The sequence below is a fragment of the Janthinobacterium sp. SUN026 genome (genome assembly GCF_030397625.1).
In the GTDB taxonomy this organism is placed as follows: Bacteria; Pseudomonadota; Gammaproteobacteria; order Burkholderiales; family Burkholderiaceae_D; genus Janthinobacterium; species Janthinobacterium kumbetense.
In genome coordinates this window covers 1169682-1182789 of the sequence record NZ_JAPQNU010000001.1, presented here as the reverse complement: position 1 = coordinate 1182789, position 13108 = coordinate 1169682, and the positions used below count along the sequence as shown (strand labels likewise).

The 13108-nt window shown below is 64.4% G+C and carries 8 protein-coding genes; 5 read left to right on the top strand and 3 right to left on the bottom strand.

All coding sequences use genetic code 11. From position 1 onward, the window contains the following. Positions 1-9: 9 nt before the first annotated feature. Entirely contained in the window at positions 10-1086 is a 1077-nt protein-coding gene (locus OX459_RS05355) for an efflux RND transporter periplasmic adaptor subunit (protein WP_289904114.1), read from the bottom strand. Positions 1087-1641: 555 nt separating this feature from the next. Here OX459_RS05355 and OX459_RS05350 point away from each other — a divergent pair. Further along, complete coding sequence (locus OX459_RS05350; protein WP_289904112.1) at positions 1642-3153, top strand: ATPase domain-containing protein; 1512 nt, start codon at positions 1642-1644, stop codon at positions 3151-3153. A gap of 8 nt (positions 3154-3161) precedes the next feature. Continuing rightward, a complete protein-coding gene (locus OX459_RS05345; protein ID WP_289904111.1) occupies positions 3162-4706 on the top strand; it encodes an ATP-binding protein in 1545 nt (514 codons plus the stop codon). Positions 4707-4709: 3 nt separating this feature from the next. On the opposite strand, the gene OX459_RS05340 is transcribed toward OX459_RS05345, so the two are convergent. Further along, the gene (locus OX459_RS05340; RefSeq protein ID WP_251350461.1) at positions 4710-6596 is read right to left on the bottom strand and encodes an MFS transporter; all 1887 of its coding nucleotides are present in this window, start codon (positions 6594-6596) and stop codon (positions 4710-4712) included. Between the two features lie 245 nt (positions 6597-6841). Between OX459_RS05340 and OX459_RS05335 the strand changes: the two genes are divergently transcribed. Next, positions 6842-10042 (top strand): DUF2339 domain-containing protein, encoded by a 3201-nt coding sequence (locus tag OX459_RS05335; RefSeq protein WP_289904110.1) that lies wholly within the window; start codon positions 6842-6844, stop codon positions 10040-10042. Continuing rightward, on the top strand, positions 10039-11520 hold the full coding sequence (locus tag OX459_RS05330; RefSeq protein ID WP_289904109.1) for a DUF3999 family protein: 1482 nt from the start codon (positions 10039-10041) through the stop codon (positions 11518-11520). Before OX459_RS05335 ends, OX459_RS05330 begins: the two co-directional genes overlap by 4 nt. Positions 11521-11773: 253 nt before the next feature. Here OX459_RS05330 and OX459_RS05325 read toward each other — a convergent pair whose 3' ends face one another. After that, a complete protein-coding gene (locus OX459_RS05325) occupies positions 11774-12517 on the bottom strand; it encodes a helix-turn-helix domain-containing protein (RefSeq protein ID WP_077407465.1) in 744 nt (247 codons plus the stop codon). A gap of 161 nt (positions 12518-12678) precedes the next feature. On the opposite strand from OX459_RS05325, the gene OX459_RS05320 reads away from it, so the two are divergent. Continuing rightward, positions 12679-13101 (top strand): hypothetical protein, encoded by a 423-nt coding sequence (locus tag OX459_RS05320; protein ID WP_251350458.1) that lies wholly within the window; start codon positions 12679-12681, stop codon positions 13099-13101. The last annotated feature ends 7 nt before the right edge of the window (positions 13102-13108 follow it).

The window sequence follows — 13108 nt, the reverse complement described above, 5'->3', positions numbered from 1 at the left end:
TCTCCTGAATTAGTGGGCGCTGGCAGCCGATGCTGCGGCAGAGGCGGCAGCGGCAGGCGCAGCTTCGGCCTTGGCCGGTACGGCAACGGCTGGTGCGCCTGGCTTGACTTTTTGCAAGCCTTCCACGATCACGCGATCGCCTGCGGCCAAGCCGGACGTCACCAGCCAGTTGGTGCCGACGGTGCCGCTGGTGGTCAGAACGCGTTGCTCGACCTTGTTTTCCTTGTTCAGGATCAAGGCGGTTGCCTGGCCCTTCTGGTTGCGCGTCACGCCCACTTGCGGCACGGTGATGGCTTTTTCATCGACGCCCGTTTCCAGCTGGGCACGTACGTACATGCCTGGCAGCAATTCGCCTTTCGGGTTCGGGAACAGCGCGCGCAAGATCACGTTGCCGGTGGTCGGATCGACCGTCACGCCAGCGAACTGCAGCTTGCCCGGTTCGCTGTACTTGCTGCCATCCGGCAAGATCAGGTCGACCTTGGCCTGGCCTTCGCCCGCTTTTTTCAGCGAGCCGTCGGCCATCTGGCGCTTCAGGCGCAGCAGGTCCGTGCTCGACTGGGTCACGTCGACATAGATGGGATCGAGTTGCTGCACGGTGGTCAGGGCGTCGGCCTGGCCTGCCGTGACCAGCGCGCCGGCCGTCACGGTCGAGCGGCTGGTGCGGCCGCTGATCGGCGCCGTCACGGTGCTGTATTTCAGGTTGATGTTCGCCGTTTCCAGCGCCGCAGTAGCGGACTCGACGTCTGCCTTGGCTTGCTCGAACGCAGCGACGGCATCGTCGTATTCCTGGCGGCTCACGCCTTCGATGGCGACCAGTTCCTTGTAGCGCGAGGCTTTCGGACCGGCCGTCAGCAGGTTGGCCTTGGCTTTCGACAGCGCGGCCTTGGCCGAATTATAGGCAGCCTGGTAGGTGGCGGGATCGATCTGATACAGGGCCGTGCCCGCTTTCACATCGCTGCCTTCGACGAACAGGCGCTTCTGGATCAAGCCGCCGACTTGCGGGCGCACATCGGCGACCTGGTAGGCATTCGTACGGCCGGGCAATTCGGCGCTCATCGGCAACGCGGCCGGATTAACAGTAAACACGACCACCTGTGGCGCTTGCTGCGCGTGAGGTGCTTCCTGTTTTTTACTGCAGCCGGCCATGATTACAGTGGCGCACAGAACGGCAATAGCGCCGCTCGTACGCGGCGACGTCAAGGAAAATGTTGGTTGCATCTTGGACTTTCTGAAAAAGAAGCTGGCTAGTGTCGTTAGAAATGACTAAATTTATTAACGCAGATCAAAGAATGAACGATCATTCTAAAATCGTCAAGCATCGTTACAATTGAAACATAGTAACTATCAAGCGAATTAAATTATCAATGAGGCAATAAAATGAAGGCAGCAACAGCGTCGGCACGCCAGCCAATTCGAACGGGAAGCGGGCCGGCGGCGGCAAAACGGCAAAGCGGGAAAGTTGGATTGAATGATTACTGTAGCAGGGTAATGCGTTTTTTGCTGAAGCCGTGGTCGCGTACGCAACACTGCCTTGCGCGCCCCCGCCGGCCACGATGAATATTTACCAATGGTATCGAAAAGACATGCCGCGCCGGACGCGCTAGTATAGTGATCACGGCGTGGCAAAGCGGGGGCGCAACGATGACGGCACAGGCGCGAAACACAGGGCAGCACGATGGCGCGAGCGGCCCGGACGCGCCGCCACTGCTGTCGACGGGGGTCGCCGGCCTCGACACCATCCTCACGGGGGGCTTGCTGGCCGAGCGCCTGTACCTGGTCGAAGGCGTCCCCGGCACGGGCAAGACTACCCTGGCGCTGCAATTTCTGGCCGAGGGTGCGCGCAGCGGCGTGCCCGTGCTGTATATCGCCCTGGCGGAATCCGAGATCGAGCTGCGCGGCGCGGCCCTGTCGCATGGCTGGGACCTGGCCGGCATCGCCATCGAAGAAGTGGCACCCGGCGACGATATCCTCGACCCCGAGCGCCAGTACACCATCTTCCACCCGTCGGAAATCGAACTGGCCTCGACCAACCAGCGCATCCTCGCCGCCATCGAAAAGCACCGCCCTGCCCGCCTCGTGCTCGATTCGCTGTCCGAACTGCAGTTGCTGGCGGAAAACCCCCTGCGCTACCGGCGCCAGGTCGTGGCATTGAAGCAATACCTGGCCAGCCGGCACTGCACCACCCTGCTGATCGATGACCGTTCCGCGCTGGACGACGGCTTGCAAGTGCGTAGCGTGGCCCATTGCGTCATTTCGCTGGAGCTGCAAAACCAGGCCTACGGCAATGACCGGCGCCGCGTGCGGGTGGTGAAATACCGGGGCGTGCCGTTTCGCAGCGGCACGCACGACTACAAGATCGCCCATGACGGCCTGGTCGTCTTTCCGCGCCTGGTGGCGGCCGACACGCGCCGCGATGGCGACCATCGGCGCCTGTCGAGCGGCGTGCCCGAACTCGACACCATGACCGGGGGCGGCCTGGAAGAAGGCATGAGCACGCTCATTTCCGGCCCGGCCGGCAGCGGCAAGTCCACCCTGGCGGCGCAATTCGTGCACGCGGCCATAACGCGCGGCGAACCGTGCGCCATGTTCCTGTTCGAGGAAGCCCGCAGCAAGCTGCTGAACCGGACCGACAGCGTGGGCATGCGCCTGCAGGCGGCGCTCGATTCCGGCCTGTTGAGTGTGCAGCAAGTCGATCCGGCCGAGCTGACACCGGGAGAATTCGCCCAGGCCGCGGTCGACGCGGCAGAACGGGGCGCCCGGGTCATCGTCATCGATAGCCTGAACGGCTACATGCATGCCGTGCCCGACGAGCGCTTCCAGAGCACCTATCTGCATGAACTGCTCAATTACCTGGGCCAGCGGGGCGTGGCCACCCTGCTCGTCGGCGTGCAGCAAAACATGCTGGGCACCTCGATGACGACCTCGGCCGATGCCAGCTATCTGGCCGACGGCGTCATCATGCTGCGCTATTACGAAACGGAAGGCGAGGTGCGGCAAGCCATTTCCGTCTTCAAGAAGCGCGGCAGCGCGCACGAGCGCAGCATCCGCCGCTTCGAGATCAGCCCGCAGGGCATCCGCATCGGCCCGGCCCTGGCCGGCTTTCACGGCATCCTGTCGGGCTTGCCCACCATCGGCGGCACGCCCTTCCCCTAGGAGTTGCCATGGAGCAGCGTATCCTGATCTATGCGCCTGGCGGCCAGGACGCCGCCCTGGCCGCCAAGGTGCTCGCCGGCGAGGCCATCGCCAGCCACGCCTGCCGCTCCGCCGGCGAACTGGCCGAGCAGCTGGCGCTGGGCGCCGGCGGCGTGCTGACGGTGGACGAATCCTTGCCTGCCGGCGTGTACGCCGTGCTCGACGCCTACGCCCGCCAGCAACCGGACTGGTCCGATTTGCCGATCATCCTGCTGACGCACGCGGGCCTCGATTCCCTGCCTTTGCGGCAAGCCGTCGCCACCCTGGGCAACCTGACCCTGCTGGAACGCCCCGTACACATATTGACCCTGATCACCTCGGCCCACGCCATGCTGCGCGCACGCCAGCGCCAATACCAGGTGCGCGAGACGCAACGGCGCAAGGACGAATTCCTCGCCAGCCTCGGGCATGAACTGCGCAATCCGCTGGCGCCCATCAAGACCTCGGTGGCCCTGCTCAAGCACCTGTATCCGGCATCGGAGCAGGTCAGCAAGGTCAGCGGCGTGATCGAGCGCCAGGTGATACACCTGACGCGGCTGGTGGATGACTTGCTCAACGTGGCGCGCATCACCAGCGGCAAGGTACTGCTGCAGCGCGAAAATATTGAATTACAGCAAGTACTCGACCATGTGATCGAACTGTGCCAGCCCGCGGCCGACAGCCGGCACATCAGCATCACGCAAGCGTTGCCGCCGCATGCCGTGACCTTGCACGCCGACTATGCCAGGGTGGTGCAGATCTTTGCCAATATCGTGTCGAATGCCGTGAAGTTCACGCCGGAAGGCGGCCACATCCACATGACGGCGCGCCTGGCGCAAGGCTTGCTACAGGTGACGGTCGAAGACAACGGCATCGGCATCGAGCCGGACGCCATCCCGCGCATCTTTTCCATGTTTGAACAGGGGCGCACGGTGGAAGGCCAGATGGCCAGCGGCCTGGGCATCGGCCTGAGTCTGGCGCGCCAATTTACCGAGATGCATGGCGGCAACATCGAAGCGTACAGCGACGGCCCCGGCCGCGGCAGCCGCTTCATCGTCACCTTGCCGGCCAGCGCCGGCGACGCCCAGGCAGCCGCCCCGGCCACGCCGGCGGCCGCCGGCAGCGAGACGCCCAGCGGCGCTGGCCAGCCCGTGCAAGTGCTGGTGGTGGACGACAACCTCGATGCGGCCGATGCCTTGCAAAGCCTGTTCCAGCTCGAGGGCTATGCCGCCAGTGTCGCGTATGGCGGCGCGCAAGCCCTGGCGGCCGTCGACATGGCATGGCCGCAACTGGTCGTGATGGACCTGGGCATGCCGGACATGGATGGTTATGAGGCGGCGCGCCAGATACGCCAGCGTGCGCAGGGGCGCGAGGTGCTGCTGATCGCCCTGACGGGCTGGGGAGAGGCGCGCTCACGCACGGAACAAGCCGGTTTCGACCATCATCTGACGAAACCGGTGGACTTCGCCGCCATCGCCGCCCTGCTGGAACAGCACCTGGCGCGGCGGACGGGGACCGCTACGCGGACAAAATAGCGTTTATTTCCACTTGCCGCGCAATTCCTGCACCTTTTGCTGCAGCAATTCCGGCGTGGCGGCCTCGGGCGCCACGGGCATGCCCACGGCCAGCGACAGGCGCGAGCGCAAGCCCGCCTTGAAGGCGCGCTCGAACAAATGGCCATTGCGATGGCTCAACAGATGTCCCCACAAGCCGCGCAGCGCCAGTGGAATCACGGGCACCTTGCTGCGCTCGACGATCTTCGCGATGCCGCCCTTGAATTCGCTGATCTGGCCCGTGCGCGTCAGCTTGCCTTCGGGGAAGATGCACACCAGCTCGCCCTCGTGCAGCGCTTGCGCGATATCAATGAAGGCCTTTTCCATGAGGAAAGGATCTTCCTTGGCCGGCGCGATGGGAATCGCCTTGGCCGTGCGGAAAATCCAGCCCATCAGCGGCATCTTGAAGATGCGGTGGTCCATGACGAAGCGGATGGGGCGGGGACTGGCCGCCATGATGACGATGGCGTCCACATAGCTGACGTGGTTGCATACCAGCACGGCCGCCCCTTCCGTCGGGATGCGCTCGCCATCGACGACTTTGACGCGGTGCACGGTCTGTATCAGTATCCACGCGAGGAAACGCATGAGGAATTCCGGCACCAGCGAGAAGATGTAGGCCGCCACCAGCGCATTCAGGATGGCGGTGACGAGGAACAGCTGCGGGATCGTAAAGCCTTGTCCCAGCAGCACGATGGCCACGCCGGCGGCCGCCACCATGAACAGGGCGTTGAGGATATTCATGCCGGCGATCGTGCGCGAAATGTGTTTCGGGTCGCAGCGCGTCTGGATCAGGGCGAACAGGGGCACGATGAAGAAGCCGCCGAAGACGCCGATCATGACGATGTCGAGCAAGATGCGCGGCACGCCCGCCTGGCTGACGAACGCCAGGGCATCGACCACTTGCGTATTCGCATAGGCATTGCTGGCGAAATACAGGTCGATGCCGAACAGCGACAGGCCGATGGAACCGAACGGCACCAGGCCGATTTCGATCTTGTGGCCGGACAGGCGTTCGCACAGCAAGGAGCCCGTGCCGATGCCGACGGAAAACACGGTCAGCAGCAGCACGAACACGCTGTGGTCGCCATGCAGGAAATCCTTCGAATACACGGGGAACTGCGCCAGGATCAGGGCGCCATAGAACCAGAACCAGGAGTTGCCCAGCATGGCCAGGAAGACGGGACGGTTCTTGCGCGAAAAATTCAGGTTGCGGAACGATTCGGCGACGAAGTTCAGGCTCACTTTCAAGTCCGGCTCCGGCGCCGGCGTGCGCGGCACGCGGTAGCTGGCGATGAGGCCGAAGACGGCCACGGCAATCGTCGCGCCCGCCACCAGTTCCACGCCCAGCGGCTTGTGCACGATCAACACGGCGCCGAGGATTTCGCCCAATAAAATGCCGACAAAGGTACCCATCTCGATCAGACCATTGCCGCCGACCAGTTCCTCGGGTTTGAGCTGCTGCGGCAGGTACGCATACTTGACGGGGCCGAACAGGGTCGAATGCACGCCCATGCCCACGACGGCGGCCACCAGCAGCCACAGGGTATGCGTCATCCAGCCCGCGGCGGCCACGGCCATGATGGCCAGTTCCATCCATTTCACGAAACGGGCCAGGCCCGCCTTTTCGAACTTGTCGGCCAGCTGGCCCGCCGTGGCTGAAAACACGACGTAGGGCAGGATGAACAGGCCGGGAATCAGGTTGGTGATGGTGGACGGGTCGAGCGTGGTCCAGCTCAGCGCATCGTAGGCGAGGATCACCATCAAGGCCGTCTTGAACAGATTGTCGTTGAAGGCGCCAAAGAACTGGGTCCAGAAGAAGGGCCCGAAACGGCGCTGCGACAATAAGGAAAACTGGCTGCTTTGACTCATGGCATGGGGGACTGGCAATTAAGGAATTGCTAAAATACAGCACTATCTTGCGCACGACAATCTGAATGTCGACATCTTGCTTGGCATCAATATGAAAAGCCCGCTCCGGCCCCATGCTTGCCTTGCCGCCGCACGCACTTCCTGGCACTTGCCCTGACACAACAGAAATCGCTTGTTTCTTGATAATAAGGTAATGTGCGCATACATCGGGCGCCTTCGCCCTGCCCTTTCAGGAAAGCTGCCCCATGTTTGGATTGATCACGCTGTTCATCCTTGGCTTGCTGATTACCGCCTTCGTGCTGGTGCTGCAGTACCGCCGCAAGGTGGCGGATCTGGAACTGCTGACAGCCCGCCTGCGCAAGGAAGTCGACGGCATCCAGCAGCGCCTGCGGACGCTGGAAGGCCAGGGCGAAGCGCCTGCTGCCGTTCCCGTCGTAGAGAGCGCTGCGCCGCTGCCGGTACCAGTACCGGCGCCTGTTGCGGTTGCCCCGCCGGTGCCTGCGCCGCCTGCCTCCCCCGTGCCGCAAGCGGCCGCGAGCGAGCCCGTCGCACTGGCAAAGGCTGCGCCAGCCGCCCCATCCGCACCAGCACCATCGGCTCCGCCGCCCCCTGCCAGGCCCGCCCCTGCCGTCCCGAATACCCCGTCCTGGATCGCGCACCCGGACGGCCTCGTTGCCAAGGCGAAAAACTGGCTATTCACGGGCAACCTGGTCGCCAAGCTGGGCTTGCTGATCCTCTTCCTCGGCGTCAGCTTCCTGCTCAAATACGTGTCGGCCCAGGTCACGCTGCCCATCGAGCTGCGCCTGGCCGGCATCGCGCTGGCCGATATTGCCCTGCTGGCCTGGGCCTGGCGCATCCGCCTCAGCCGTCCCGGCATCAGCCTGCCGCTGCAGGGCACGGCGCTGGCGATATTGATGCTGGTCACGTTTGGCGCCTTCCGCCTGTATGAACTGATCCCGGCCGGCCTGGCGTTTGCCGTGCTGTTCGTGCTGACGGCGTTCACGTGCCTGCTGGCCGTGCTGCAAAACGCCGTCTGGCTGGCCGTGTTCGGCATCGTCGGCGGCTTTGCCGTGCCCCTGCTGGTATCTACTGGCAGCGGCAACCATATCGGCCTGTTCAGTTATTACGCGCTGCTCAATGCGGGCGTCTTTGCCATCGCCCTGAAACGCGCCTGGCGCGTGCTGAATGTACTGAGCTTTGGCTTCACCTTTGTCGTTGCCACCACCTGGGGCCTGCTGCGCTACTCGCCCGAGCACTACCTGTCGACGCAACTGTTCTTGATCCTGTTCGTGCTGTTCTATATCGGCATCGCGATCGCCTACTGCGCGCGCCAGGCGCCGCGCCTCAAGCATTACGTGGATGGCACCCTTGTCTTCGGCACGCCGCTGGCGGCGATGGGCCTGCAATACGGCCTGGTCCGGCACTTTGACTTTGGCCTGGCGTTTTCCGCGCTGCTTGCCGGCCTATGCTACACGGGACTGGCCGTGGCGCTGTGGCGCAGGAATGGTTTCAAACTGCTGGCCGAAGCCTTCCTCGCGCTGGGCATCGTCTTCGGCACCCTGGCCATCCCGTTCGCCCTCGACGGCCGCTGGACGTCCGCCGCCTGGGCGCTGGAAGGCGCGGGCATCGTCTGGGTCGGCTTGCGCCAACGCCAGACCCTGGCCTGGGCTTTCGGCCTGCTGGTACAGGGAGCCGCCTGGCTTGCCTTCCTCGGCGCCATGCAGGAACTCACTACGGCAACGGCCCTGGACGCCAACATCTGGCTGGGCTGCGCGCTGCTGGCCGCCGCCGCGCTGGTGATGGCCTTCAACTTCCGCCGCCACGGCAGCCACTTGCATCCAGAGTTCATGAGCAGCCTGTCCGTGCTGTTCCTGACGGCCGCCACGGTCTGGCTGCTGGGCGGCATCTGGACCGAAATCCTGCTGCGCACGGATGCCACCACGCAACTGAACCTGCTCACCGTCAGCGCGCTGGCAGTGGCAGCCCTGCTGGCGGTGCTGGCGCGGCGCGAGCAATGGCATGCGCCGCGCGCCCTGCTGCTGGCCGTGCAGGTCCTGGCCGGCATGATCTTGCTCAGCCGCGCCAGCTGGGCCTGGGACCAGCATCCGGCCAACCTGTTCGGCGGTTCCTTCCTCAGCGCCCTGCTGCTGGGCGCCGCCGCCTTTGCCAGCGCCCGTTTCCTTGCGCTGCGCGCGCGCGGCGGCGACGAGCTGCTGGCCCTGGTGGCACGTCCCCTGCTGGCCTGGAGCGGCTTGCTGTGGTTTGCCGCCATCCTCGTGCCCTTCACCAGCTGGCTGCTGCGCCTGATCGACGGCAACCTGGCGCTGCAAGCACACGCGGGCGAACACTGGCTGGCGCTGTACCTGATCGCCGTCTGCGTCACGACGCCCGCGTTCGCCCTCCTGGCGCGACGCCTCGATTGGCCGCAGCTGCGCTGGATCAGCGTGGCCGCCTGGATTGGCCTGGGCTTGTGGAGCGCCAACCTGCTGCTGGCGCTGTACCTGCGCGATTACCTGCCGACCGGCCTGAGCTGGCTGGCTTTGGCCAGTGCCCTGGCGGCAGGAGAATACCTGCTGCGGGCCTGGCCGCAAGCGGGCTGGCAACTCGACGTGCGTGCGCTGCGCCTGCTGCATACGCTGCGCACGGCAGCGCCCTGGCTGATGCTGTGGCCAGTTGGCGCCATCCAGGTCAGCGCCTGGCTGGCACATCATGAAGGCAGCGTCAGCCCTGCCTGGGCCCGCTACTTGCCGGCCTGGGCCATGATGCTGGTACTGGCTTGGCTGATCCGCCGCTGCCGCGCTGGCGCCTGGCCGGTGGCGCCGATTGCGGCGTGGTACCAGCGTTATCTGATACCGCTGGCGGCGGCATGGTCGCTGCTGCTGATCGCCGCGTGGAACATTTTCGACGACGGCGCCATGGCACCGCTGCCGTATTTGCCATTGCTCAATCCGCTGGACCTGAGCACGGGTTTTGCCGTCCTGCTGGCCGTTGCCAGCTACCGCTTGTTGCCGGCGGGCCAGATGCCGCTGCCCGCCATATGGCAGGCGCGCTTGCCCGTCCTGGCCGCGTGCCTGCTGTATGGCTGGTTCAACCTGATGCTGCTGCGCACGGTGTCGCAGTACCTGGGCGTGCCCTACACCTTTGACGCCATGCTGGCCTCGCAGTTCGTGCAAGCGATGCTGTCGCTGGTGTGGAGCGTGACGGCCCTGCTGCTGATGCGTCACGCGGCACGCCTGCAGCGGCGCCAGCAATGGAGCCTGGGCGCCGTGCTGCTGGGTCTGGTCGTCCTGAAACTGTTCCTGATCGACCTGTCCAACGTGGGCGGCATCGAGCGCATCGTCTCCTTCGTGGGTGTCGGTTTGCTGATGGTCTTGATCGGCTACCTGGCGCCGTTCCCCAAGGCTGCCGCGCCCGCTTCAGCCGAACCGCAACAAGGAGCCGCATGAAGCCCTCATTGATCTGCTGCAGCCTGCTGGTGGCAGGCACCGCGCTGGCCGCGCCCGGCCAGGACCGGCCACAGGACTATGCCTGGAGCATGCCCGTGCAGGTGCCGGCCGGCGCCGGCATCGTCCAGCTGATATTGCCCAGGGACGTCTACCTGCTCGCCAGCTCGGCCAGCCTGGCCGACCTGCGCCTGTTCGACGCGGACGGCAAGCGCCTGGCCTACGCCATCGGCGCGCCGCCCGCGCAATCGGCCACGCAACGGACTGCCATTCCCGCCCGCATTTTCCCCGTGACGGGCGCGCCGGCAACTGGCGATGGCTTGCAAGGCATCGATATCCGCACGGCGGACGATGGCCGTTTGCTGTCGGTCAGCACGCGCGCCGGCACGGCAGCGACCACGGCGGCGCTGCAGGCGCTGATCCTCGACTTGGGCAAGCAGACGCAAGACAAGCGTATCGCCGCCTTGCGCTTCACGCCGCCTACCCGCACGGACAATTACAGTGCGCAAGTGCTGCTGGAAGTGAGCGATGACCTGAAGCAATGGGACGCCATCGGCACTACCACCCTGAATTGGCTCAGCAACAGCGACACGCAAACCCTGGCCAACGACAGCATCGCCTTTGCGCCGCGCGCCTTCCGCTATGCGCGCCTGAGCTGGCAAGCGGGCGAACCGCTGGCCTTTGCGGCAATCACGGCGCAAGCCGTCAGCGAAACGGAGATCGCTCCAGCGCGCGCCTCCATCGTGCTGCAAGGCTTGCCCAGCAAGCAGGCCAATGAATGGCGCTACGCCACGCCCCTCGCCATTCCCGCCGACAGCATCGCCCTGCAATTGACGCGCAACAATGTGGTGCTGCCCGTGACCCTGGGCGTGTATCGCCAGAACAGCTATGTTCCCCGGCACCGGCTGCACCTGCGCCACCAGGCGCGTCCCGCGCAAGGCGCCTATTTCGATCCCCTGCTGAGCACGACGTTTTACCGCATCGGCCTCGATGGCAAGGAGAGAATCTCGGGCGACCTGGCCATGCCCGTGACGCAAACGGGCGAATGGGTGCTGCAGACGGCCACGGAACTCCAGCTCGACGCCAGCGATGCGCCCGCCTTGCGCCTGGGCTGGACACCGGCCACCGTCGTTTTCCTGGCCAGCGGCAAGCCGCCTTATCAACTGGCATTTGGCAACAGCAACGCCGCCGCCGTGGCGCAACCGCTGTCGCAGGTGGCGCCCGGCTTCAAGGCGGACGAATTGCTGGCGCTCAAGGCGGCCAGCGCCGGCCCGCTCCAGCCCAACGGTGGCGCGGCGGCACCCGCACGCGCCACAAAAGACGGGGCACCGTGGCGCTTGGCCGCGCTGTGGGGCGCACTGCTGCTGGGCGTGGGCGTGCTGGGCTTCTTTGCCTGGCGCTTGCTGACGCAAATGAAACAGGAACAACAGGAACAAACGGAGCTGCAGAAATCAGGCCAACAGCAAACGGGCCAGCAATAAATGAACCCGCAAGCAGTGGGCCGGCAAGCAATGGAGGATGGCGCAAACAAGCGCGGCCAGCAGCCAGACTAGCGGCCAGAAAGACCAGGCGCCACGAATGGCTTTACACAAATGGCTTTATTCGGCGTACTGACTTGCTGGCTTCACTGCTTGCTGGCTTGCTGGCTTGCTGGCGGCTGGCGGCTGGCGGCTGGCGGCTGGCGGCTGGCTTGCTTACAGGCTAGCAGGCTTGCTTATCGACCGGCTTGCACGCTCACTGCCGCAGCAACGCCTTGAACGTCTGCGGCATCCAGGGACGTGCCGCCAGCATGAAGCTGATGGCCAAGCGTTCATCGCCGGGCAGGCGCGCGTCTTCCTGGTGTTGCTGCGAGAATTCCACCGCCACTTGCTTCAGGCGTTCCAGCAAGGCCGCCGTGGATTTTTTCGACAACATCACGTTCACCAGGCGCAACAATTCCGTCTCGCCATCGAATTGGGAATTCAAATAGTCACCATAGGCTTCCTTTTTGAAATACGTGTGGATGGGACCGTTCGGTATCCACGCAAACGTGCGCGCCACCAGCAGTTTGACCCGGTTATTCGGCAGCAGTTCCAGAAAACCGATCTTGTCGAGGCGCAGCAGGTATTTCACGGCTTGCGCCTCGCTGATGTCATAGATGGCGACGATCTGTTCCAGCGGCAGCAGGTTCAGGGCAGAGACAGCCACCACGAACAGCCGGGTGTCCTCGATGATTTCCTTTTCCTGCGCATATGTCAGTCCCGTGATCAGCGTGGGCGCGGCCTGGGCAGACTGCACGGCCAGCGCCAGCTGCTGGAAATCGCTGCCGATGGCCACCAGGATCTGGTCCAGGCGTTGCAGGGTAAATTGCTTTTGCGAAAACATCCGCTTGACGCTGGCTTCGGATACGCCGATGCGCTGGGCCAGCTCGGCATACGTGACGGCGCGCGCTTTCAACAGGCGTTTCAAGGCTTCGATCAAGGCGTGGGTTTGCGGCATGCATTTCCTTTATAAAAATGGCATCGGTTCTGACGGCAAAAAAAGTAGCGCAATACGCTACCTGCGGTATGCCTGCCCGCTACGAGTAGCGTTTTCATTGACCAATTGCCCACAGTCTACAATGATGGCGTTGCCACTTGGCACACTTGAAGGAGAAACACATGAAACGCCTGCTGCCCCTCTGCCTGTCCCTGTCGCTGTTGACGCTCTCCGTGGCCGCTCCCGGCCTGGTCCACGCCGCCGCCTCGGAGAACCTGTCGAAAGGCTCGCAAAACCTCAGCCAGGGTTCCGCCATCGTCGTCGCCGGCTCCATGTCGATGCTGGTCGCCTCCGGCCAGGTGGTGGTCGCCAGCGTGGAAACGGTGGGCGAAGGCATCGTCATCGTGTTGAAAGGCGCGTCCGAAGCGGGCGGCGCTTCCATCCAGATGAGCACGCAAGCGGCCAAGGGCCTGTCGCTGGCGGCCGGCACCGTGGTCAACGTGGTGGCGCTGTCCACCGGCCACATGCTGGTACTTTCCGGCAAGGCCATCGCCTTCATCCCGAACGAACTGGGCAAGGCGCTGCTGCACCACTCCAAAGTGTAACCACCAC